This window comes from Nostoc paludosum FACHB-159 (assembly GCF_014698835.1).
GTDB classification, from domain to species: domain Bacteria; phylum Cyanobacteriota; class Cyanobacteriia; order Cyanobacteriales; family Nostocaceae; genus Nostoc; species Nostoc paludosum.
In genome coordinates this window covers 20,496-45,354 of the sequence record NZ_JACJTU010000030.1, presented here as the reverse complement: position 1 = coordinate 45,354, position 24,859 = coordinate 20,496, and the positions used below count along the sequence as shown (strand labels likewise).

Sequence of the window (24,859 nt, the reverse complement as noted above, 5' to 3'; positions counted from 1 at the left end):
TAGTCTCACACTATGAGAGCGCGATTTCTAGAAAAAAAGCAGATTTTTTGGGGTTTATCTGTTGCATTTAGCTGTATTTGTTGGCTTTGTTTGGCTTTGATTCCAGTACACGCCAATTCTACAGAGTCTATTGATATGCTACGCCAACAACAGCAACAAATGAATCAGCAGCATCGGAGTGTGGTTAACGAACGTGATCGCTTAACAAATCTTCAGCAACAGGCGCAACAACACCTGACTGGTTTAAAGCAAAATCTACAAACCACCGATAGCTATATTCAAGAGAGTGAATCGCGATTACAACTGGCTAGCCAACGTTTGCAACAGTTGGAAAATGATTTAGCTGTAGCCCAACGTTCTTACGAAACTCGTCAAGTAGCAACAGTAGCACGATTGCGCTATCTCCAGCGATCGCCAGCTAGTCAAGGATGGGCTGTTTTGCTGCAAAGTCAAAATATCAGTGACTTTATCAGCCGCCGTCATCAATTGAAGTTAGTCTATCAAGCAGACCAACAAATTTTGGTAAAACTCAACGCCCAAGCAAACTCTATAAATCAGCAAAAAACCGAAGTAGAGGAGCAAAAAAACGAAATTGCTTTGATTCGCGAACAGCTATTAGCACAAAAAGCCGATTATCAAACCCAGGCGGAATCACAATCAGAATTGATTCAACGCCTCAATAGCGATCGCCTCGCCTTGGAAGCAGCGCAAAATCAGCTAGAAAGAGAATCCAAATATTTGGAAGTCTTAATTCAGCAAAAGGTAGCAGCAGCACAAGCAAAAACCAATAGCCGCACAAGTATCATCATTCAAGGAACTGGGATGTTTGCCTATCCTAGCGATGCTCCTACTAGTAGTCCCTTTGGCTGGCGGATGCACCCAGTTCTCGGCTATCGTCGCTTTCACGCCGGTCTGGATTTTGCTGCTAGCTATGGTAGTACAATTCGGGCAGCCGATTCGGGCACGGTAATTTTTGCTGGGTGGTATGGTGGTTATGGCAGAGCTGTAATCATCGACCACGGCAAAGGCATTACTACACTCTACGGTCATACCAGCGAGTTGTATGTTACAGAGGGACAAGGAGTCGAACGAGGACAAGCGATCGCTGCTGTTGGTTCCACAGGTTTATCGACTGGGCCCCACCTCCACTTTGAAGTACGCCGTAATGGTTCGCCCGTTAATCCAGCCGATTATCTTTAATCCGAGAGGAAATGCGATCGCATCTGTGCTATAATGCAGAAGACTAAGGGCGCGTGGCTCAGTGGATAGAGCAACAGATTCCGGTTCTGTGGGTCGGGGGTTCAAATCCCTCCGCGCTCGTTGAAATTAAGAAAAGTACAAATAATTGTAGGGGCACAACATGTTGTGCCCCTAAATTTTACTATTTGTCATGCTTGTTTGGCTAGCTCCTAATCATCAGCGAACAGGACAAGTAAACAAGGGAACAACCCCATATCTAAAGTCAGAACTTTGTAATACGTATTAATACATTTAATTGTACCTGCTACTTTTAATCATATCTGTAGCGATAACTCACAGTTTGGGTTTTCTCAAACAACGAGGAGAGTGGGAGGAATTTAAAGCTTTGGAAGCCTCAGGCAGTATTTTTAAAACATCCTTTTACCTTGACTTTATCCATTTTTGATTTAATTAAGCCAGGTAAACAGTAAAGTCTCTCAAACGCTCAAATAAAAAGTCGGGGAGTTTTATAACTATGAGTTGTTTCGGACGACCTGGAAAAAGGCCAGCCCATAAAAACCGCTTAACGAAAGCTTAAATAAACAACGGATTTCCCAGAAAGTGAAGTACACAAAATAAGTCTCAAAGTCATGGATAAAGCCTGTTTTAATTCTGAGTTCCGTCGGCTGATGCCCTGGAAAGCTTGAATTCACTAATTTTGCTGGATGTTATTGTTTCTATAACAAGCTGTTAACCCAAATTATCAATTTCTTGAATCTGTATGTAGTTATCCTGTAACTGGAAAAGCTCTTTTGATGATTAGCCATAGCTCCAGCTAATCTGTTTCAAGAAATTATTGCTATTGATTATTCTTTGATAAAAAACTTTTCCAGTAATTCAATATGTATTAAGCAACAACACTTATGCTACAGACTGTAGTTTTAATTACATCGGTTAGCCATTATGAATAAAAAAAATCACAAACCTACTATCTAGATTTTGCAAAATGTATTATCATAACTTCGTAGCGTATAGATTTTACAGGTAGAGCGTCCTGTAATATAAGAACCTTGCGTCAAGCAATAAGGTTCTAGGCATGTTAAATGCCAAAATTTTTAGTTGAAGTTAATTTGTATTATTTTCCTGGTTATGTTTTCTGTTAGTCTAATATTGTTTCACTCGTGTCAAACTATCTTAAAATACTATTTTGTATAAACTTCCCATATAATTCACGCCTTTCCTCATTCTTATTTTCATTTATCTGTATACCTTTCTTCAAGAATTGGTAATAAGCTTAATTAGTAATAAGCTCTAATAGCTTGTTACTAATTAGGCAGATAAGTTAGAGGTTTCGTGCATACTCCAGCTTAATATAAATACATAAGTCCAAACATCATTCTTACTTGAAGCCAAATTAAACTAAATGACATACAAAGATTTAGAAGACATCATAGACGCGAAGATACAAAAAGCTATACGTAAGCACGAGATAATAGTTGCTTGCATTAGTAGTATTATTGGTTTGATTTTTATAGTAGGTTTGTTCCACGCAATTTGGCTCAACCACGTTCAAATTCGACAAATTTGGTTGAATTGATTATCGGTTGGCTCGAATGAGTCTTGATTAACAAGCGTTCCCTGATGTCGAGAAAACTAATTAAAGTTACAGATATTTTTATCAAAGGGAATTGCACCTATGGAGAATAAAAATAATGGCAAAGCTATATTTGTCTTATTTTTGACTGTATTTATAGACTTACTTGGCTTTGGAATTATCCTACCGATACTGCCTTTATATGCTCAAGAATTTGGCGCAAATCCAAATGAAGCCACTCTACTTGTAGCTATTTATTCTTTAATGCAGTTCCTATTTGCACCATTATGGGGTGGTTTTAGCGATCGCTACGGTCGCCGTGGGATTTTATTACTCACTTTATCAGGTTCTGTAATTGCATACATAGGGTTAGGCATTGCCAACTCATTATGGATGTTGTTTATTGCTCGTGGTTTTGCCGGGATGATGGCAGGGAATATTGCCACTGCTCAAGCCTACATAGCAGATATTACCACTCCAGCAAATCGAGCTCGTGGTATGGGCGCAATCGGAGCGGCTTTTGGTCTTGGCTTTATCCTCGGCCCAGCTATTGGAGGTATTCTCACAGGCTCCGATCCCAACAATGCTAACTTTCATCTACCGTCCTTGTTCGCAGGTGGATTATCTTTATTAGCATTAGTTTGTGCTTTGATATTACTTCCAGAATCCCTAAATTCTGAGATCAAAGCTAAAATCCAAGCTCATCAATACTATCAACCAAAGTTGAACTGGCTACAACTATCCAGGCGTCCACAGTTGTGTATCCTCATTGGTATCTACTTTTTAGTGACCTTTGCTGTTGCAGCTATGGACTCTACATTGGCTTTATGGTCTAAACAAGAATTAAACTGGGGCCCTCAACAAACTAGCTATCTTTTTGCCTTCATGGGGATTGTAAGTACAATCATTCAAGGAGGACTCATTGGATTCCTCAAAAAACATTTGGGTGAAATCAAGTTACTTTTCTTGGGGATATTTGGATTAGGTTTAGGATTGCTACTAATTGGATTTTCGCAAAGCTTAATTTTATTGTTAATTGCTACCGCACTTGTGGCATGGGGAATTAGTATCAGCCAACCAATATTGACCAGCTTGATTTCTCAGATGGCAGCCCCAGAAGAACAAGGACAAATATTAGGAATTGCCAATTCTTCCTCCGCATTAGCCCGTATCGGCGGGCCTACCTGGGCAGGGGCTAGCTTTATGAATTTTGGGAGTTCTGCTCCTTTCTTGAGTGGCTCATTAGTAATTCTGTTAGCTTTAACTTTGAGTTTGCGGGTAACTAAAAGTGCATCTCAACCAAAAGTAGAACGTGTCGCTAGGTAAGAATTTAGAATTCACAATTTACAATTCAGAAGATTTTGATACCCAAGCTGAATAATTCTTGCCAACAGCTTGGGTATCAATTTTTTTAATCGCAAATCTAAAATCTAAAATCTAAAATTCAAAATCAGTATGATTGGTCGCCGAGTATTGTTTATAGGCATCTTTGTCAGTATTCTCATCACCTACGGAATTTGGCTGGGTGGGAGCATTCCTGCAAGCATCACCAAACTTCCTGACCAAGGATTAAATTGGTACTACTGGAAGCTTCCCAACCCAACTTTTTGGAGTCGAGCCACGGCTTGGGGTATGTATCTTGGGCATCAGTTTAGCATCTGGGGGTGTATCTGGTGGGCGCAGCAAACGCGGCTGAAATACAAATCAGCCTTGCACCCAATTAATTACTTGATGCTTGGTATTAATCTTACGTTTATAGCTTTGCATTTTATCCAGACATATATTTGGTACGATGCTCTGGCTCAAGATACTTCAATTTGGGCTTCCCAAGGCGCGGTCGTACTTTTACTAGTCTTCGTACTGATTTTAGAAACACCTCGGCGCGGTTTGTTTTTTGGTAATCCTGTCCCATTTCATCGACAGTTTTTGCAAATTATCAAGCTGTACCACGGCTACTTTTTCTCCTTCGCCGCTATCTACACCTTTTGGTACCATCCAATGGAAGCGACTTCGGGGCACTTAATTGGTTTTCTCTATATGTTTTTGCTGCTGCTCCAATCATCGTTGATTTTTAACCGCACCCATGTCAACCGTTGGTGGACATTTAGTTTGGAAATTATGGTACTTTTACACAGTGTAGTTGTGTCTTGGATGCTGGGACAGACCAAATGGCCAACATTTCTTTTTGGTTTTATTGGCATTTTGGTAATTACCCAACTCCACGGTTTACCTGTCGGTATCTGGACTAAACGCATTATCTACGCAGCTTTTTTAGTGAGTGTGCTAGCCGTTTATACATTGACTGAACGTGGCTTAGGCAGAATTTACGAAGTAACCTATATTCCTTTAATTGAGTTTGGGTTAGTTGGTGTAATTTACTTCATATTTGTGCTGTTTTTATGGACAATTTCTCGTTTACCTGTGAAGACTTAATATAGCAGCCAACAGGCAACAGGCAATAGGCAATAGGCAATAGGTTTGAACATCTTGTTTGCCATAATTAAGGGTGGGCGAGATGCCCACCCCACAAGAAATAGTAGGATATTTTTGTATTTGGAAGTTCCTAAGCTTTTTATTAAAGCTATTTCGAGGCCGTAGAAACTCTAATGCGTTGCCGTAGTTTCAAAACTCCACCGGAAACACCAAAAATTAATATTGCCAAGGTAGAAGCTGGTTCGGGAACTCCAATAATGCTGACCTTATTGATAGCCAAACCTTGTTGGGGAAAAGAACTACTAAAAACGAGTCGTGAGATGTTTGCCTCATCACTACGAACGCCCAAGAAAAGTGCAGAATTATCCAACAGTAGTGAGGAAGTGCCTTGGGCTGAGAAAGTACCTAAAAGATTATTGTTAATATCATAAGCTGAGACAAATGCATCGAATGTAAAGCGATCGTCTACAGCTATTTGAGTTCCAGCACCAAAAACAGGCTTGTCAAAAGTAATGGTGAAAGGCCCGCCGTTCCCGTCAGTGGGAAAAGAGGCATTAGGCCCAAAACCTGTTACGTCTATACCTCCGAAGAGAACGTAGTCACCTTGGGCGAAGTTAGTCCGAATACCAGGAGGAGGTAAAGTTTGGAAGACAAATGGTTTGGTAATTAAAGGATTATTAGTTGGAGCTATATCTACATCCAACCCTAAACCACCTTGGGATGTTGCTGAAAAGGAGTTAGGTAAAAGACCAGAAATCTCATTAGTGATGGGATTGAATTGGAATACTTTACCTAAACTTACCCAATCAAGTTCATCATTACCTCCAAAAGTAGTGCGATCGGTTACTAAAAATGTAGCCGCTTTAACTGGTAACGAAAAAAGAGTTATTAAAGCTGTAATTGCTGGTAAATATTTGATTGGAAACTTCAATAATTGATTTAACTTAACTGCCACTAGGCTTACTCCTCAATTTTTGATATTCAAATGAACAAAGCAGTATTGTCTCTAATTTAGAGTTGTTTTTTAATATACACAAAATTCTGATTTATAGTGATGAATTTATCTTACAGGATATGGTGAAAATATTGAAGTTTTATCTAAAATCAAAAGTTACAGCAAATAGCAGGTTGATAAAGAATATCAGCTTTGAGGACAGTATAATAACTGCTGTGTAATCTTATTGCATTGACTTACAAACATTACAGCTTTTTTCAAATAATTCAACTACACCATTTTGTACAGATGGGATTAATCACATCTGTCTTTGCTTGAATCTGTAAACAGGTGAAAACTAAATATTTCGTAACTATTAATACTAAGTGATTGCGTTGCAAAAACTTTTTGAAGTTTGGCTGATGAAAGTTGAGGGAATTCATACTTTCTAGCCAAACGTCTTTTTTGCAACACAACTTTGAATCTGAAATACAAACACAATTACTCGTGTTTGTAGGACTCTCAATTTGATATTGATAAAGTACTAACCAGTACTTCTACAACAAAAAGTTTTAACTTGCGATCGCCTCGCCACTGTATCACTTTTTAGACCAACTCAATACTGATACTGGGTGCAGCGTTTTCTAGGAACGCGAATTGAGTTCCCAGGAAAGACAAATTACCGCTAGAGTTATCGTAGAAAAAGTCAGCAAGGCTATTAGTACCAAATCCTACTTTAGAAATTTGGATTTTGTCGCTCTGACCAAAGTTGTAATCTTTGATTGTATCAAGGCCGTCACTGACACTAGCGAAGAAAAACTTATCTGCACCAAAGCCACCTACGAGACTATCGTCACCTTTGCCGCCAGAGAGAGTGTCATTACCAAAGCCACCGGAGATAGTGTCATTGCCATCATTGCCGAACAATTGGTTATTTTGTCCATCCCCAGTAATGCTGTCACTGGCGTTTGTGCCTGTAACATTGTCAAAGTTGATTACAGTAAATGGCAATGTCCCCAAACCAGGAACGTTATTGGCAGCCAAACTTTGATTTTGCAGGTCAACAGTGATAGATACCCCAGGCAAAGAGGCAGATGCATCTATGGTGTTGTTAGCAACGCTAGCATTAGCGACGATGGTTTCAACATTAAAGAGTTCGTCTTTTCCAAATCCGCCAGCTTTTGTAATTGTGCCAACACCTGAGAGAGTAATGCTTTGACCTAGCTTGCTGTAATCTGCGGTATCAATGCCATCGCCACCATCGATGCTGTCATTACCCTGGCTGCCCTTGAAGGTGTCATCACCTGCACCACCTGTTAAGTTGTCAGTACCGCTTCCACCATCAATGAGGTCGTCACCACCTTTACCATCAATGGTGTCATTACCAGCGTTACCAAATAATTGGTTAGTTTGTCCATCGCCTCTAATACTGTCAGCGATATTGGTGCCTTTAACATTGTCAAAGTTGACCACATTAAATGTTAATGTCCCCAAACCAGGAACGTTAAGGGCAGAGATAGTTTGGGCTTCTAGGTCAGCAGCGGCGGATACTCCAGGCAAAGAGCCAGATGCATCTATAGTGTTATTAGCAACACTAGCATCAGCAATAACTGTTTCTACCTTAAATACTTGGTCTGTACCAAATCCACCAGCTTTTGTAACTGTACCAACACCTGAGAGGGTAATAGTTTTACCTAGCTTGCTGTAGTCTGCGGTATCAATGCCATTACCACCATCAATGGAGTCGTTACCACGGCTGGCCTTAAATATGTCGTTGCCGCCGTTGCCGGACAATTGGTTACTTTGGTTGTCACCAGCAATGATATCACTGGCCTCAGTACCGATGACATTATCAAAGTTGACTACATTAAATGTTAATGTCCCCAAACCAGGAACATTATTAGCAGAGATAGTTTGAGCTTGCAGATTAACGTTGATAGATACCCCAGGCAAAGATGCAGATGCATCTATGTTGTTGTCAGCAACGTTAGCATCAGCAATAACCTTTTCAACTTTAAATACTTGGTCTTGTCCGAGTCCGCCAGCTTTTGTAACTGTGCCAACACCTGAGAGGGTAATGCTTTGACCTAGCTTGCCGTAGTCTACGGTGTCAGTACCATCACCACCATTAATGCTGTCGTTACCCTGGCCGCCTTTGAAGGTGTCATTGCCTGTACCACCTGCTAGGTCGTCATTGCCGTCTCCACCATCAATTAGGTCGTTACCACCTCTACCATCAATGGTGTCATTGCCGGCGTTGCCAAATAATTGGTTATTTTGTCCATCGCCTTTAATGCTGTCAGCAATATTTGTGCCGATAACATTGTCAAAGTTGATGACATTAAATGTTAATGTCCCCAAACCAGGAACGTTATTAGCAGAGATAGTTTGGGCTTGTAGGTCAGCAGTGGCGGATACTCCAGGCAAAGAGGCAGATGCATCTATGGTGTTGTTAGCAACACTAGCATCCGCAATAACTGTTTCTACTTTAAATACTTGGTCTTGTCCGAGTGCGCCAGCTTTTGTAATTGTGCCGACACCTGAGAGAGTGATGGTTTTACCCAACTTGCTGTAATCTGCGGTGTCACTACCATCACCACCATTAATGCTGTCATTACCCTGGCCGCCTTTGAAAGTGTCATTGCCGGTACCACCTGCTAGGTTGTCATTACCGTTTCCACCATCAATTAGGTCGTCACCACCTCTACCATCAATAGTGTCATTACCAGCGTTACCAAATAATTGGTTAGCTTGTCCATCGCCTTTAATGCTGTCAGCGACATTTGTACCGATAACATTGTCAAAGTTGACGACATTAAATGTTAATGTCCCCAAACCAGGAACGTTATTGGCAGAGATAATTTGATTTTCTAGATCAGCAGTGGCGGATACTCCAGGCAAAGAACCAGATGCATCTATGGTGTTGTTGGCAACATCGGCATCAGCAATAACTGTTTCTACCTTAAATACTTGGTCTGTACCAAATCCACCAGACTTGGTAATTGTGCCCACACCTGAGAGTGTGATGCTTCTATTTGAATAACTATAGTCTGCTACGTCAAGACCATCACCACCATCAATGCTGTCATTTCCTTGACTAGCCCGAAATATGTCGTTACCGCCATTACCAAATAGCGTGTCATTACCTTGTCCACCATCGATTAGGTCACTTCCCTGATTACCAGAGATGTTATCGTTACCCCCAACTCCAAAAATCTGATCGTCACTATCAGTACCCGACAAAAAATCGTTGTTAGGAGTACCAGCAATAGTCGCCATAATGTATACCTTTTGGGTTTGATGGAGCGAGTAGATTCGCTCAATGTAATACTTGCATATTACAAGACAAAAAGGAATTAATTTCTGGTTAAAAATACTTAAATAACCGTAAATATACCTTTAACAAGTTAAAGCTTTCGTGAAGTTACACTCTTTAACATTAAAAACCTGCGGTTTTTACTTATTTAATTTGTATATAAAGAAAAATAGTTGTTGTATAAATGGAAACAGGCAATAGGCAACAGGGTTAAAAGTTTGCTGGTGTTGGGGTTTGACGATCGCACCATCAATTTATGTCCTAACCTAGCTGGCAACTGCTATACTGCCGGATTTTTGCTGGAATCCGAATTTGATCTGCAAGAAATAACGAGCATACTACAAGCTTGTTGTGCTGCGATCGCACTGAATATCCACTCACAGCGTAACTGCCGTATAATTACTGCCATTGGGAGATTAAGGGACTTCCAAGTAAAAAAATATCCCATTGCTATTGTTCACTGTTGACCGTTGGCAGTTCACAGTCAACAGTCAACAGTCAACGACTTGAAGTGGAATAATTTATTTTTTGGAGTTCCTAACCATTACTGTGTTGTTTGGCTGAGAGTCATCAGATGCTGTTTGGGGTAAGCGCTCAATTTTCACCGCAGCAGAGAATTGACTGGTAGTAGGTAAAGATGGATAATTCTTGGTGCGCTCGCCTAATCGATTCAGCACATTACAAAGTTGGCACATTGGTTTACTTCTTTTTGGTAATGTAGTAGTCATTGTGTAGATCGTGAGCCAGTTGCCGGATCTCCACACTAGTGAAGCCAGCTTCACTCAGCATTTCCACTGCTTTTTCTCGTCCCCACATGGCTCCCAGTCCCATACCGCCAGCTGCTAGGGATACTGTCATACAATGCATACAAGAGATGGTGTACAGAAAAGGGGCAACAGGATGTTCCAGATTGCCATTCACATCAGTTGAGGCGTGGATGTCTTGCATCAGGTAAATACCATTGGGACGCAGGGCATTATAAATATTTTGTAATACAACATCAGGTCTTGCTTGGTCATGCACCGCATCAAAGGTAGTAATCAAGTCGTATTTCTCTACTTCGTCGAATGTAGCAGCATCCTTAACTTGAAATTGAATATTGGTGAGTCCTCTTTGCTGGGCTTCAGTAGAGGCAGTGGCGATCGCTTCTTGGGATAAATCATATCCTGTAAAGCGACTGTTAGGAAACAGGTGTGCTAGCTTGTTGAGGGCACGACCACTACCGCAACCTACATCCAGCACATCAATTCCTTGTTGTAGGGCTTCTGTTAAACCAGAAATCAGCGGCAAAATATGTTCCTCTAAAGCAGCCACCACAGTTTGATTGCTATCTTCCGCCATCACTTCATGGAAACGTTTATATTGTGAGTAGGGTACGCCTCCGCCTTTGTGGAAACAATCTACAATCTGGTCTTCAACTGTTCCTAACACCGATATAAATTGAGTAAAGGGAGCAATGTTATCCGCAGGGGCTAATCGTGTTAAGAATGCAGCATGTTCTCTAGGCAAGTAATAAGTTTTTTCTTGTGGATTATATTCAACAAAATTCCCAGTCACCATTGCCCCCAGCCATTCCCGCACATAGCGTTCGTTTAAGCCTGCTGCATCAGCAATTTGTTGACTTGTAGAGGGTGAAAGTTCTGCTAAAGTATCAAAGAGTTTGGTACGATGCCCAATAGAAATCATCAGCGCCAATGCACCGTTATTGATAATATTCAGCATCCTCATCGCAAATGTTTCTGCTTTGGTTTGGTCAAAGATTTCAAGCGCCATAATATCCTCCTTTTTGAGTATTAATACACTGTTATTTGCTGCATTTAGATTTAAGCGATCCACACAAAGTTTGTAAAACTGCTTTCAATACAATTCACAACAAAAGTATGGTATGTCGCATTTTTTTAAGAGTGTATCAATTAACAACAGTTCTAATCTTACCTATGACCAAATAATTTATAATTCATCATTCATAATTCATAATTCACGAATGACGAATTATTTAGACATGGCTAGTTTCGATGGTTTTAAATCTGAGGCAAACCAAAGCTTTGAGGCAATAGGCAATAGCAATTAATTTCCTATTGCCCATTCCCTATTCCTATAACTAATACTCAGTTACATGCAATGGGGGAGTAGAGAAGAGAATAATAACTCCTCACTCAACAGTCAACACTCAAGAGTCAACACTATCAGCTTTCCAATTTTCTAAGTCAGCTAAAGAGCGATCGCGATAATGTCCATAACGCTCTTGTTTATTTTTGATTTTCACACCCAGTTCGGGAAAAATCCCAAAGTTGGGCGGCATTGGTTGGAAATGTTTGGGCGAAGCAGAACTGATAAATTCAAATAGCGCCCCCATCATTGTTGTTGCTGGCAAAGTCAACGGTTCTTTACCCAAAGCCAGCCGTGCTGCATTAATTCCCGCCAAGCAACCACTGGCTGCGGCTGCGGTGTAGCCCTCTGTACCAATTAACTGCCCAGCTGCTAACAAAGTTGGACGTGCTTTAAATTGCAAAGTAGGATGCATTAACTGAGGAGCATTAATAAAGGTATTGCGGTGCATCACTCCCAAGCGCACAAATTCGGCTTTTTCTAAACCAGGAATTAGTTGAAATATGCGTTTTTGTTCGCCCCAGCGCAAATTAGTTTGGAATCCTACCATGTTCCAAAGTTGCCCAGCTTTATCTTCTTGGCGCAATTGCACTACAGCATAAGGACGTTCCGCTGTGCGACTATCTGATAAACCCACTGGTTTAAGCGGGCCATAGCGCATGGTGTCTTCTCCCCGCTGTGCTAGTTCTTCAATGGGTAGACAGGCTTCAAAAAATTTCGCTGTTTCGCGTTCAAAATCTTTGAGTTCTGTTTGTTCGGCTTTGCAGAGTTCTTCTCGGAACCTCAAATACTGCTCTTTATTCATTGGGCAGTTGAGATAAGCAGCTTCACCTTTATCATAACGCGATGCCATGAAGGCAATGTCACGGTTAATGGAGTCTCCCACAATAATCGGGCTAGCGGCATCAAAAAAGCTGAGGTATTCCATGCCTGTAAAGCGGCGCAAATCTTCTGCCAAATCAGGACTGGTTAAAGGCCCGGTTGCCAAAACTACAATTCCTTCAGGAATAGCTTGCACTTCACCACGTCGGAATTCAATTAAAGGATGACTCGATAGAGTTTGAGTCAAGTCTTGGCCAAATTGTCCCCTGTCTACAGCTAGCGCCCCACCGGCAGGAACGGCGTGTTCATCAGCTTTTTGAATGACGATAGAACCAAGCTGACGTAATTCTTCGTGCAACAATCCGGCGGCGCGATCGCTTGCCATTGCTCCAAAGGAATTACTACACACTAATTCTGCCAAATGTTCCGTGTGGTGAGCAGGACTAAAGCGCTTTGGACGCATTTCATATAAAATCACCGGCACTCCAGCTTGGGCTATTTGCCAAGCTGCTTCTGTTCCAGCTAATCCACCTCCAATTACTTGTATCGGTTGTTTTTCCATAGTTATATTTTCCAGTTGACCGAACTATATTAAGTTATCAATTAAAATCGATTGGAAGCATAGTTGAGGACATAACTTTACCGTAAAACCCAGATACTAAGATACTTTCTTTGCCTATTGCCTATTGCCTTAACGAATATTTAACCAACTATAAATATTGCGGAAATTGGAGTTAACCAACAGAAAGTAGTATACTTTTTTGGGTTCTCATGATGCCTATCTAAAGGTTTCATTCAAAAACTAAAAATTTTGGGGTTGCTCTAATGCTAAGTCCTGTAGTTACAGTCGGTATATTTCAAAAACAACCCAATCCTAAAGTATTTTCACCAGGCGAAGTCATCTTTGAACAAGGAGAGACTGGTGATAGCATGTACGGCATTGTGGAAGGGCAAGTAGATATATCAGTTAATGGTAAGGTTGTAGAAACCATTGATACAGGTGAAGTTTTTGGTGTGGGCATACTTGTAGGGATAAAAAATAGAACTTACACCGCTATTGCCAAAACGGACTGCAAACTTGCTTTCCTTGATGAAAAAGCGTTTCTCTTTGCCGTTCAAGAAACACCGATGTTTGCCATCAAGGTGATGAAAAGTTATTCAGAGCGTCTGAGTAAGTTATTGCATATGCTCTAAGTACTTTCTGGATGAGGGAGTTGGGAGTAGAGACGCGATGAATCGCGTCTGTACAAGAGTTGGGATTTGCCGGAGGTTGGAATGGTGCGTAAACGATTGATAATTGAAATGGGGATGGGAGTAGATCAGCATGGACAAGAACCAACAGTAGCAGCATCTAGGGCGGTACGCAATGCGATCGCTCATAATGCTTTACCTGGTGTTTGGGAAGTCGCTGGTTTGAGTCATCCCAATGAAATGATTGTGGAAGTGCAAGTAGCAGTACCATACCCAGAAAAAGTTCGCCAAGAGGAAGTACTAGCCGTACTACCATTTGGTCAAAAAACCCTGACAGTAGAATCTGGGGGGATGGTAGTTCAAGGACGAGCAATTCCTGAACTCAACGATCAAAATGACGAAATGTTGATTGCGATCGCAGCTGTTACAGTTCTGATCGAAAATGACTAGCTGAGGTCAAAGCTGCAAGATTTAATTAATAAAAGCGCTAAGCTAGAAACATTGGGATACAAATCTCTGGCAGTAAGTTCAAAAATCAGTTATGGCGATCTCACAATGGACAACAGTTATTCGCGAACAGTTTTACGATTTGTAAGTAAACAACTGTTCAACTGTTGACTGATTGAATACACTACTACTCTTCACCGCTGCTAGTAAAATGTCTCCAGAACATAACGAATCACTCCTTCAGGAAATCACCAAACTCAAACCGAAACACTTTGCTGATTTAGTCAGATCTGCACAATTGATTTACGATCCCACAGCGGGAGTTTCGGGCAGAAATATAAAAATAGACTGGGAACAATTCGGAATTCCCACTCATGTAGCTGACAATCTGAAATCACTTGGTCAGCAGTACCAATATGCATCTCCTCATATTCCTGCTGAAGACATCTGGAGTAAATTAACTCCAGAAACTCGTATTTGGTTCGTTGAAAATAAAGATAGATTGTGGCAATTTGAGGAAGTTTTCCCGGCGCTTGATGAAGATTAAAGCAGAATTCAGAATCGGCTACGTCTCCCTACGCTAACAGAATTCTGAATTCAGTTAACAACAAAAGTAGGAAAATAGGTTGGGTTGAATGGAAGCATTCCCCAACCTATACAAGTATAAATACAGCAGAATTGGGAATTAATGAGTTAGACAATTTTAGAAGGAAGCCTTGGCTCTCCTGGTGAACTAACTCCTCCAATTCCTGAAAATTTTCTTGGATTATAGATATGCAAGACTGTCACTACACACCCAGAATGCTAACTCTGTTACATTTAACATATGTCACATTCTTTTTTATTTGCTCCAACTCGTTTAGTTATTCGATACTTTCTTAGATATCGATATCTACTACCCCGGTTATTACGTATACTCAATGATAAATAATCTGACATCGAATATCTGTCGCATTATTTTTCTAAATTAGATTAAATTAATAAAAAAGCTTATATCGATGAATCAAAGCCTTAGTGTTGCTCCCAACCTAGAAGAACACATCCATAAAAATTCTACTGTTACCAAGCAACAATTATTTGTAAAACAATCAATTGTTCTTACCCTGGAAATACTTTTAGCACTGCCTATGGGTATAGGTTTAGCAAAGTTTCACATTGGTGGGATTGCTTGGATATTTGCTGGGATTGCAGCTGGTACAGTAGTTCTCCAAGGATGTCGAATTTTCTATGAATATTCTCCCAAACCTAACCGCATTGCCAGAAAAGTGGGAATGGCACTTGTAGGCTTAACCGTCGGAGCTTCCAATGCTCACGCTAATTTAGCTAGTATTGCTTCTGGTATTCCCATCTTTATTTTTCTCACGTTGTTTCTGTTACTGAGCGGTAGTTGCATTGGTTACATTTACTCCCGCCTTAGCAAAACCAATTTATTGACAGCAATGCTGGCTACGGTTCCAGGTGGTGTGGGAATTATGGCAGCGATCGCAGCAGATTACAATAAAGATGTGAGCTTGGTTGCTTTAGTTCAAGCAATTCGCGTTACCTCAGTAGTTTTTCTGTTTCCCTTCATCGCTAGAACATTAGTTGGTAATTCCTGGATGCAAACACTACCTGTCAAAAGTGCTTTGCTCAATTTCGATCCATCTCAACTAGGATTACTCTTATTACTACTTGTAATTACTGCATTAGTAGTTTATCCAGCTATATTTTTCAAAATTCCGGCTGGCGATTTTTTTGGTGCATTGTTAATTGGTATCGGGTTTAATCCTTTGCTCAATTCGCTGCCTTTTGTGAGTGATATTAGCTTTACTCCACCGCCTTTAGTTAACTTATTCGGTCAAATGCTGCTGGGAATCACTATTGGTGAGTATTGGGGAGACAAACCCAACTTTACCAAGCGGACTGTCGGCTATGCTTTGATATCTGTAACAATGACCCTCGCAACTGGAGCGATCGCTGCTATACTTGCCATGCAATTAACCTCTTGGGACTGGTTAACGTGTCTTTTAGTCACAGCACCAGGAGGCTCAGCAGAAATGATCCTAGTTTCCCTGGCACTCAATCATAATGTTGAAATCGTCACAACTGGTCATTTAGTACGATTAATTGCGATTAACAGTTCTTTACCTTTTTGGGTGTATTTATTTAGCTGTCTGGATAAGCAACTTGATTCAGCGATTAAGGACTGGTGATTGGGGACTGGGGACTGGGGAGATAGGGGAGTGTGGGGAGTGTGGGGAGATGGGGGAGTGTGGGGGGAAAGATTTCTTCCCCATCCTCCCACACCTCCCACACCTCCCACCCCTCCCACACCTCCCACACCTCCCACACCTCCCACACCTCCCACACCTCCCACACCTCCCACACCTCCCACACCTCCCACCCCTCCTGCTTGCCCCATACCTAATAACTAATGACAAATTCGCTTATCCTTTTGTTATCCAGACACAAAGGATGTTTTAGATGGTTGCTCAAATCCAAGAACTTGAAGCGCAGCACTGGGTGAAAACTCGTTCTTCTCTCGACCCTAGCGAATCCACTTTCCTAATCTGGAAAGGTAAAATCTACGCTCTGATCCCCGGTGAGAAAAGACAACTTTTGTTTAAAATATTCGGATTGAGTGTTAGCAGGTGTATTCCTACAGAAGAAGGTAGCTGGGATTTTACTTCTAGGGAACTAACTTACTACCTAAATCCACAAACAGAGGAAGTCTTAACCAAATGGGAAAATCCTTGGACAGGGGAGACAGTTCCAGTTATCCATGTTGCGAATAATCCCGTGCAAGGCATATTTAAGGGAAATTTTCCCGCACAAGTGGATGGTGACAGCACAACCTTCATTTTTGATATATTCCCTTATTACCCCAATCCCTTAGCAGACGATCCCAAGTTTGCCGAATACAGCCCACATCCAATTTATCAAGCAGCAGAATTATTTAAATTAACTGTGCCAACGGCAGATTTATTCAATCCAGCACTTTCCTCAGTTTCTGAACTTAAACTGAGTTGGGATAGAATTGGTCAATGGCTCCCTTGGATGAAAATGGGCGATCGCCCCGGTCAACTTATCTACAGTGCTTTTGGTAGTAAAATCAATGGCATAAAAGAACTGCCTCCATTCCTGCAAGACGAAATTAATAACCGGATTCCTTTATATAAACAAGCGCCAAAAGGCTTTCTCGATGGCGAAGATATGACTTCTTGGTTGTACTTCCAAAAACATTTTCAGGCTTACTTAGCTGGTGAAATCTTCCCACTTCCCCAACCAGAAGAATTATAAGGGAGATCTCATACCGAGTTGCCTTCAAAAATATTAGTTTTGGCAGGCAGGGGGAGAAATACTACATATGATTGCAACTTGGTATCAGAAATAAAAACAACTACTGGCTGATGACTGTTGACTGTTGACTGTGAACAGTGGGATATTTTTTTATTTGGAAGTCACTAAATCAGCTTCAAATAAATATCCAACTCTTGCCAAGAGATAGCTTATGTTGATTAGAGAAGCCAACTTAGCCGATGCACCTGGCATCGCTAAAGTGCATGTAGATGCTTGGCGAACAACCTACAGGAACTTAATGCCAGCAAAGTTTCTAGCAGATTTATCCTATGAGGCAAGACAAGAAATGTGGGTAAAAATTTTCAGCAACATAGCTGAGTGTAATTTTACCTATGTTGCTGAAAATGAAATTGGGCAAATTGTTGGTTTTGCCAGTGGAGGTCAAGAGAGGACAGGCGATCGCCTTTATCAAGGAGAGTTGTACGCTATCTATATTCTGGAGGAGTACCAACGCCAAGGTTTAGGACATCGCCTGATTTCCACCATCGCAACAAGGCTACTCCAGTCAGATATAAGTTCGATGTTAGTCTGGGTTTTAGCCGATAATACCGCTTCCAGCTTTTATCAAAGTCTTGGTGGTCAGCAGGTGAACCAAAAGCAAATCGAGATTGGCAATGTGCAATTGGTTGAGGTTGCTTACGGTTGGACGGACACGCGAAGCGGGTTGATTTAAAGTTTGGCGATCGCGAAATTCAAGTTATAGCAGTTGCCAGTTAGGTTAGGACATAAGCCTATCGTAAAACCGAGACATCAAGAGACTTTTTTTGCTTGTTACCTGCTATAATTGCCCATCTTAATCAAGACTTACGCACTGAAGCTTGAAACCCCGATCCCCCCTAATACCAATCAGTCCACCCCATTGCTATCTGGATGATGTAGTGCAAATCGGCGATTGTGCTGTTGCTGAGGATTTTGACCTCGTATTTTAGATAACTATTTTAGTTTACAAATATGCAATCTTACAGACAAAAGGTAGAATTTATGTTCCATCTTTTGGGGTATTAAATTGCGATCGACAATGACTATAGTTGATTAATTAAATAAGCAATTTTAAACGAGCAAGGAATAATATGGGCGGAAGGGATTGCTCAAAGCGATCGCTAAAATTGATTGAGAAGTAGCAAAAAGTCCTAAAAAAAGCCGAGACTAAGAATATATAAACAAAGCAGCATTATCTGGAGGTCATACCAGATATATTTTTATTTCCTATGAATACTCAATTTGTGTATTGATTTAGGTAGGAGTTAAAAAACTAAGTCTTTGTATGTATTTCATTAATTTGTATCTCTAAAAATCAAGTTATTTTATTGTAAAAATTATAAAATCTAGCTGATTTTTTGCGATTTTATAGATGTTTGAATTGATAATTACTAAATTTTTACAAGTATGAAATTAATTAATTTCATCATCAGTGGTTTTAGTGCAGTTTTAGAAAAAGTTATCTGCGGGAGTCGCACCACACCGAAAATGAGGACAAATAAGTCTATGGAACTTAAGCCAGGGAAAGTTTATATCCAAGATTGTGTAATCAATGAATTAAGCAAACTTTACACTCTAGATTTAGCCACAGGTAAAGCTAGTTTAGTTGGCGAGATAGTTACAGAAGTATCTGACATTGCTTTTGTAGGGGATGAACTATACGGACTAGATGTAGAAGGCAATAAAACAACATTAGTCAAAATAGACTTCAATACAGGGGATGCAGTCTCAATTGGTAATGTTGGCTTTGCCACAGTAGGCTTAGCATACAATCACCAGCGTCAGACACTCTACGCTACAACTGCCAAACAACTGATTACCATTGATATCAAAACCGGAAAAGGTAAGCTAGCCTTTACAGTCGCCGATAAAGACCACAACTGTAGTGAAGTTGCTTTCGATGCAGAGGGTAAAGCTTACATAACATTGATTGGTTACGACAAGAAGAAGTTGTTAGCAACCTGCAACTTAGATACAGGCAAGGTCAATATTATTGGTGATATAGGCTTTCCCGATGTTGCCAGTATTGAATTTGTAGATGGAATACTGTATGGAGTCACAGGCAACTTCTTTCAATTAGGTAAAGACGGTCAGTTAATCCGGATAGATATCAAAACCGGTAAAGGAACCTTAATAGCCATGACTGATCCTATCAGTCGTTGGGCAGGTATGGCTATTTATGCACAAAGAACAGCAGGAGTAAGCGTAACTACTTCACAATTAAACCCAGGCAAAAAATCAGAAAATATCAAGGTTTCTCAAGTATCCCAAGTCATTAAAACTAGCAAAAAAGAGGAATTCATGAGTACTTTAACAATCGATACCAAAACAAATTGTTATGTTATTGATGCTAGCCAAATGAATCATTTGCAACAGAAAGTTGCAAGTGCTTTTACCTTTGAGAAAGGCACTTTTGAGGTTAGAATTAGTGGGGGTAAGTATACCTATAGCAAGACAAAAACCACAGGAGAACCTTTTGTCTTACTCTGGATTTACGGCGATAACAACACCACTTTTATCAACAAAAATACAGGATTTGAAGTAGGTTCAACATGGACAACTTTAAATGGATATAACGATAAATTGACATTAGAAGTCAAAGAAAGAACAGTTATCAGTGCCTTGTTCTTTGATTTTAGCAATGAAGATAATGGCGGTTCAATTGACTTGTTAATTACCAGCAGTAAGCCATTTTTTAGTCCTGTAAGTTTAACAGTAGACAGTAAAAAGAATTGTTATTTACTAGATGAAAACTATTTATCTAGTCTTGGCCAATTAGGAAGTAATCTCATTGAATTGAACCCTGGTAATTATCGAATTAAAATTCGTGAAGGTAATGCCAGTTATTGGTCAGATAACAAAAAATTTGATATAGAACCTTGGGCTATTATTTTAGTCAAAGGAGGCAAATTTATTACAAAAGTGACTGGTATTGAAGTTGAAGAAACTTGGGTTTCATTAAACGGTTTGAAAGATGAAGTAGTTTTAGAAGTCAAAGAAAAAACTACATTAACCGGGTTATTTATTGACACCTACAAAGAAGATAACGAAGGACAAATTATTTTGGCAATAGAGCCAGTACAGGCAGCTGAAATAACTGAAAGATATAAACAGCAAGGAAAAAGTGTTATCAACGAATCTCGCACTAGTGTCACTTATCATAATGTCAGCACTAGTCAAAGTAATAGTGCATCTAACCAAACTAGTGTAGCAGCATTTCAAAATGGTGCTACCTCTACACAATTCACCTTCCGTCTTAATGAAGAAGAATTTAAGAAAAAGTGGGAGGAACAGTTACAGCAGATTAATGCTTCTATAAAAATAGTGGATAAAGCCGATGTCGCCCTAGAAGCTAAGTACTGGGATCAGCTAGAACAATGGTTGCTGAAAAACTACGAAAAGCACTTCAAGAACCTATCTGTAGAAGTTGCGAAAGTTAGATTTTCAATGGATGCTTATCAACAGCAAATAGAGTTTAGCTTAAACCAGTATCTACAAGGTTGGTCTAGTTATCTAGAGCGAATGCTGGAAGATAAGATTAACGTTGAAATATCAAATAGAGTTAACCAGCAAATTACCCAATACGTAGACCAAATCTTTGAACAAAGAATACGTAACGTTGTTGTTAATCGTCAGGAAATTAGCCAAATTGTCAATCAGCAAATTGATAGCATCTTTGAACAAAATATACGCAAAAACATTAGTCTCTTGACTCAGAACATCATCAATAACAACACTGAGCTAAATCAGTATGTTAACAAGCAAATCGGACAAAACTTTGAGCAGAACATCCGTAACAACATCAATCAGCTAACCCAAAGCATCATCAATAATAATACTGAGCTAAATCAGTATGTTAACAAGCAAATTGATCGGAGCTTTAATCAAAACATCCAAAATCACATTCAAGTGATTACCCAAAACATCATCAATAATAATGAAGTTTTCAACCAGTACTTTGAGCACCACTTACAACAGGTTGTTAATAACAACACAGAAGTTAACCACAATATTGTGAATATCGTTGCCAACAGTACTAAAATTAACAACAAACTAGAACACATCCGTAACGAATGGAAACAATCATTCATCGGTTTAGTTAGAGAGCGAGTGAATGAACTGATAGAAATTGTTGGTGCAAAAGAAGAATTTAAGCAATTAATTACTCAGAAAATCACTGAGAATAATACAGTCATTAATGAGTACGTAAGTCAGCAAATTGATAATACCTACGAACAAAAATTGCACAACTATGTCAGTCTCATAACTCAAAACATTATCAACAACAATGAGACATTAAATCAGTACGTTGACCAACGCTTACAGACTAATGTAACCAACAACAATATTGTCATTGAGCAAATCTTTGATAATGAGCAAATGACTCAGAAGATTCAAAACCTCTTGGTTGAGAATTCCCAAATTCATCAAAAGATTGAAACTGTTGTCATCAACAGTGCAGAAATCAACAACAAGATTCTGAACTTCGTTGTGAACAGCAATGAAATCAACAACAAGATTAGTAATGTCTACAAAGATATAGATATTAAAGTTGATAACCTCCGCAACGAGTGGAATCAGTCATTTATCACCTTGGTAGGACAGTATGTTGATGAACTGATTAATATCATCGGCGATCGCGAGTCATTTAACCTGCGAGTTGCTAACATGATTAACATTAAGGTGGATGAACTGCTCAACCAAATCTTGAGAATCAGAAACGAACTAACTGTAATCATTAACAACTCTGATAGACATCTTTATGAGTGGACTTTAGGCGAACTCATGGCTATCAAAGGATGCTTAACAGATCGACAAGCTTTAGTAGAACAGTTAGTTACTTTCAGTTCTGAACTAAGAACCAAGTTAGATAGTACTGTTTGTGTAGATATCAACACCTTCCAGCCGTTCAAACCACTTTCAGCGAATCCTGCTCACTTGCCTCCCATGCAAGCGCCCCAGTTACCAGAAAGCAAATAAGCGTAACGTAACTCAGCGCCTTATTTTTGTATTTTGGACTTTGAATTGCTTATTGATACTGCTGAGATTTTTGTCACGATCTTGGAATTGTGACCATGATTGTGGTGCTAATTCGTCATTATCTTTGGGTGATGTTAAATGTTTTGTAGTTTGTGCGATCGCTCGATCCACTAGAGAATCGATATCGGAATTATTCAAACTAGAAGTAATTCCAGATGTGAGATATTTGGTATGTTTTGCAAATGCCTGGCTTCCAAAATAACTAACATCAGAATTATTGAAACTAGAAGTTATTTGAAGTATCCGATATTCTCTAGTTCGTGTAATTTGTGGTTCTTTTAAAGAATCAACATCAGAATCATTTAAACGAGAAATAGTGTCAGGTGTCAGATATTTATTAGTTTCTACAAATGCCTGACCTTTCACAGAAATTAGAACGGAATTATTTAACCCAGAGATTTTTTCAGGTTTGCTATATTCTCTAGTTCGTGTAAGTCCTGGTTCATTATTCAAACCAGAAATAGTTTCAGATATCGGATATTCTCTGGTTTGTGTAAATGCTTGATTTCTTAAAGAACCAACATCAGAATTATTCAAACTAGAGACTGTAGTTTGTGTACTATTTCCTGCTGTCTCTGTGATAATCTGACGTATTTGTTCGGGAGTCAGACTGGGGTTAGCACTAAGCATCAGAGCAACTACACCAGCAACGTAAGGAGCTGCCATAGATGTGCCGCTTTTAATTGTATACCGCTCACAAGATTTCCCTGTGAAAGGCTCGGTGGCTCCTGGGGGTATTGAGGAATAGATATCAACTCCTGGGGCTGTAACATAGTTGATTTCATTCCTTCCAGCACGGTTAGAGAAGTAAGCTAAGTCATTATTCCTATCGACTGCCCCAACAGCAATTCCCGAATTGTATGCGAAGCGAGCAGGATATTCTGGCTCTGGGCGACTATCGTTACCTGCTGCCATGACAACAGTCACTCCTTTGCTAGTGGCATAGTCAATTGCTGACTTTTCAAGACAGCTAGGAAATGGACTGTCTAAGCTAAGGTTAATCACCTTAGCGCCATTATCCGCAGCATAGTAAATGCCGTTAACTATAGAAGGTATAGAAGCGTGAGGATTGGGGTAAGCGTCATCAAAAACTTTTACAGGCATAATCTTGGCATCATAGGCAATACCAGTGACACCATAGTTATTTTTCTCTCCAGCAATGATGCCAGCAACGTGAGTACCATGACCGTCCCATTTGTCTAGAGTGTTGTTGTTGTTGTTGCCAAAGTTCCAGCCTTGTACGTCATTAATGTAGCCATTATTATCATCATCAGAATTTATGTCACCGAAAGCTTCTAAAGGATTCTTCCAGATATTATTTTTTAGATCCTCGTGGTTGTAGTCAACTCCAGTATCTATAACAGCAACAAGGACATCCTTACCTGTGTATCCTTTTGCCCAGGCTGCTGGTGCTTTAATCAGGTCTGCACCCCAATTATTGCCAGCAAGTTTAGGAACATCAGCGAAGGTATTCTGACCAAGAGCTTTAGCGACTGCTGCTGCTGCATTTATTGTGCCGTAACCATTAATAGGGCTATATTCCCCTAAACTAGTAGTAATTGCAGTACCATCACTATTATCTGCTTTTGGCATATAGCTACTATGGCCAAAGCGCAAGCTATAGTCATCCTGAGTGTGAAAAGTATCTGTTAAAGGGAGATAAGTAGAACTTAGCCCGTTATGAGCAAGTAATTTGTCACTAGTGTCATTAGTGAACATAGCTTTTTCTCCTAAATAGAGAATGACTGTTTTTTAGCGGTGTTAACTGTTAAAGGTGAGGCTTTTCAATATTCTCAATTAGTCCCGTAATCTGCCTATAAATTCGAGTTAAGGCTCATATTTCAATGCCATAATCTCTCAATAAAGTTAGGTTAAGGACTATGAGATGGTTGAAAGATAGGAATGATATTTTCAGATGCAAATAAACGCAGAACTTGGTATGCAGAAGTTTAACCTCTGAAGCATTAGTACCATATCATCACCCAGTTCTTGGGATAGGACATTAAGGAATTTCTGAAAGTTTTCACTATCAAGATGAGGATATTCTTGACCATACCCCGTTGAGAATCTTTGTAAGGTATAAGTATAGGGTGTGGGGGAAGAATCTAACCGCAAAAAATAATGATACAAGCTCAACTTGGATTTGTAGTGTAATCTTGGGAGTTGCTCCAGATGATGTTTTCATCTCTTATAATTTCTCTAACTCCCCTTGCCGATACTTTTGTAACCAGAGTGTTACAGTTGAGCCATCTTTACCTAATATGCAGCTCACTTCTTGATGCTGTATCACTTGTTCTATTTTGATCTACCATAGAAGAAGCGATCGCTCTTTTTTTTGCAGATGTCCGAGCCTTGCTAAAAGTTTTGGGCAAATACTCAGCACTCTTCGATATTTCTAGATTGAAAGAGCCTGCCATTGTTTACTTTTAGTTTCTTGGCGTTGACTTATCTGTTTGTCGTTAACACTTTTACCTTT

At 39.9% G+C, this 24,859-nt stretch carries 18 protein-coding genes and 1 tRNA gene; 12 read left to right on the top strand and 7 right to left on the bottom strand.

All coding sequences use genetic code 11. The features are described from left to right. Positions 1-12: 12 nt before the first annotated feature. The 4 genes from H6H03_RS25805 (at position 13) to H6H03_RS25790 (ending at position 5,206) form a co-directional block, all read left to right on the top strand. Positions 13-1,200 carry a murein hydrolase activator EnvC family protein gene (locus H6H03_RS25805; RefSeq protein WP_190957910.1) on the top strand — a complete coding sequence of 396 codons (1,188 nt, stop codon included), beginning with the start codon at positions 13-15 and terminating at the stop codon, positions 1,198-1,200. A gap of 47 nt (positions 1,201-1,247) precedes the next feature. After that, positions 1,248-1,320 (top strand) — tRNA-Arg (locus H6H03_RS25800). Positions 1,321-2,875: 1,555 nt separating this feature from the next. Then, entirely contained in the window at positions 2,876-4,099 is a 1,224-nt protein-coding gene (locus H6H03_RS25795) for an MFS transporter (protein ID WP_190957909.1), read from the top strand. Between the two features lie 129 nt (positions 4,100-4,228). Beyond that, entirely contained in the window at positions 4,229-5,206 is a 978-nt protein-coding gene (locus tag H6H03_RS25790; protein WP_190957908.1) for a hypothetical protein, read from the top strand. Positions 5,207-5,354: 148 nt separating this feature from the next. On the opposite strand, the gene H6H03_RS25785 is transcribed toward H6H03_RS25790, so the two are convergent. Both H6H03_RS25785 and H6H03_RS25780 read right to left on the bottom strand, forming a co-directional pair. Beyond that, on the bottom strand, positions 5,355-6,161 hold the full coding sequence (locus H6H03_RS25785; protein WP_190957907.1) for a hypothetical protein: 807 nt from the start codon (positions 6,159-6,161) through the stop codon (positions 5,355-5,357). A 585-nt stretch (positions 6,162-6,746) separates the two neighbouring features. After that, positions 6,747-9,419, bottom strand: coding sequence for a beta strand repeat-containing protein (locus H6H03_RS25780; protein ID WP_190957906.1), 2,673 nt, complete (start codon positions 9,417-9,419; stop codon positions 6,747-6,749). Between the two features lie 210 nt (positions 9,420-9,629). On the opposite strand from H6H03_RS25780, the gene H6H03_RS25775 reads away from it, so the two are divergent. Further along, positions 9,630-9,923 carry a hypothetical protein gene (locus H6H03_RS25775; RefSeq protein ID WP_190957905.1) on the top strand — a complete coding sequence of 98 codons (294 nt, stop codon included), beginning with the start codon at positions 9,630-9,632 and terminating at the stop codon, positions 9,921-9,923. A 54-nt stretch (positions 9,924-9,977) separates the two neighbouring features. On the opposite strand, the gene H6H03_RS25770 is transcribed toward H6H03_RS25775, so the two are convergent. The 3 genes from H6H03_RS25770 to trmFO all read right to left on the bottom strand — a co-directional run bounded on the left by H6H03_RS25770 (position 9,978) and on the right by trmFO (position 12,949). Beyond that, positions 9,978-10,151 carry a hypothetical protein gene (locus H6H03_RS25770; protein WP_190957904.1) on the bottom strand — a complete coding sequence of 58 codons (174 nt, stop codon included), beginning with the start codon at positions 10,149-10,151 and terminating at the stop codon, positions 9,978-9,980. A gap of 4 nt (positions 10,152-10,155) precedes the next feature. Continuing rightward, positions 10,156-11,229, bottom strand: coding sequence for a class I SAM-dependent methyltransferase (locus H6H03_RS25765; RefSeq protein ID WP_190957903.1), 1,074 nt, complete (start codon positions 11,227-11,229; stop codon positions 10,156-10,158). Between the two features lie 397 nt (positions 11,230-11,626). Next, positions 11,627-12,949: an FADH(2)-oxidizing methylenetetrahydrofolate--tRNA-(uracil(54)-C(5))-methyltransferase TrmFO gene (gene trmFO / locus H6H03_RS25760; protein ID WP_190957902.1), complete on the bottom strand. Its 1,323-nt coding sequence runs from the start codon at positions 12,947-12,949 to the stop codon at positions 11,627-11,629. 263 nt (positions 12,950-13,212) lie between these two features. Between trmFO and H6H03_RS25755 the strand changes: the two genes are divergently transcribed. The 4 genes from H6H03_RS25755 to H6H03_RS25740 all read left to right on the top strand — a co-directional run bounded on the left by H6H03_RS25755 (position 13,213) and on the right by H6H03_RS25740 (position 16,217). Then, entirely contained in the window at positions 13,213-13,581 is a 369-nt protein-coding gene (locus tag H6H03_RS25755; protein ID WP_190957901.1) for a cyclic nucleotide-binding domain-containing protein, read from the top strand. A gap of 81 nt (positions 13,582-13,662) precedes the next feature. Continuing rightward, positions 13,663-14,028 (top strand): Lin0512 family protein, encoded by a 366-nt coding sequence (locus tag H6H03_RS25750; RefSeq protein WP_190957900.1) that lies wholly within the window; start codon positions 13,663-13,665, stop codon positions 14,026-14,028. Between the two features lie 208 nt (positions 14,029-14,236). After that, positions 14,237-14,572 carry a hypothetical protein gene (locus H6H03_RS25745; protein WP_190957899.1) on the top strand — a complete coding sequence of 112 codons (336 nt, stop codon included), beginning with the start codon at positions 14,237-14,239 and terminating at the stop codon, positions 14,570-14,572. 451 nt (positions 14,573-15,023) lie between these two features. Beyond that, the gene (locus H6H03_RS25740) at positions 15,024-16,217 is read left to right on the top strand and encodes an AbrB family transcriptional regulator (RefSeq protein WP_190957898.1); all 1,194 of its coding nucleotides are present in this window, start codon (positions 15,024-15,026) and stop codon (positions 16,215-16,217) included. Here H6H03_RS25740 and H6H03_RS25735 read toward each other — a convergent pair. Beyond that, a complete protein-coding gene (locus tag H6H03_RS25735) occupies positions 16,115-16,426 on the bottom strand; it encodes a hypothetical protein (protein ID WP_190957955.1) in 312 nt (103 codons plus the stop codon). The genes H6H03_RS25740 and H6H03_RS25735 overlap by 103 nt on opposite strands. Positions 16,427-16,488: 62 nt before the next feature. On the opposite strand from H6H03_RS25735, the gene H6H03_RS25730 reads away from it, so the two are divergent. The 3 genes from H6H03_RS25730 to H6H03_RS25720 all read left to right on the top strand — a co-directional run bounded on the left by H6H03_RS25730 (position 16,489) and on the right by H6H03_RS25720 (position 22,323). Further along, on the top strand, positions 16,489-17,304 hold the full coding sequence (locus tag H6H03_RS25730) for a DUF1838 domain-containing protein (protein ID WP_190957897.1): 816 nt from the start codon (positions 16,489-16,491) through the stop codon (positions 17,302-17,304). A gap of 211 nt (positions 17,305-17,515) precedes the next feature. Next, a complete protein-coding gene (locus H6H03_RS25725) occupies positions 17,516-18,037 on the top strand; it encodes a GNAT family N-acetyltransferase (protein WP_190957896.1) in 522 nt (173 codons plus the stop codon). Between the two features lie 713 nt (positions 18,038-18,750). After that, the gene (locus tag H6H03_RS25720) at positions 18,751-22,323 is read left to right on the top strand and encodes a hypothetical protein (RefSeq protein ID WP_190957895.1); all 3,573 of its coding nucleotides are present in this window, start codon (positions 18,751-18,753) and stop codon (positions 22,321-22,323) included. Between the two features lie 12 nt (positions 22,324-22,335). On the opposite strand, the gene H6H03_RS25715 is transcribed toward H6H03_RS25720, so the two are convergent. After that, a complete protein-coding gene (locus H6H03_RS25715; RefSeq protein ID WP_190957894.1) occupies positions 22,336-24,102 on the bottom strand; it encodes a S8 family peptidase in 1,767 nt (588 codons plus the stop codon). Positions 24,103-24,859 lie beyond the last annotated feature (757 nt).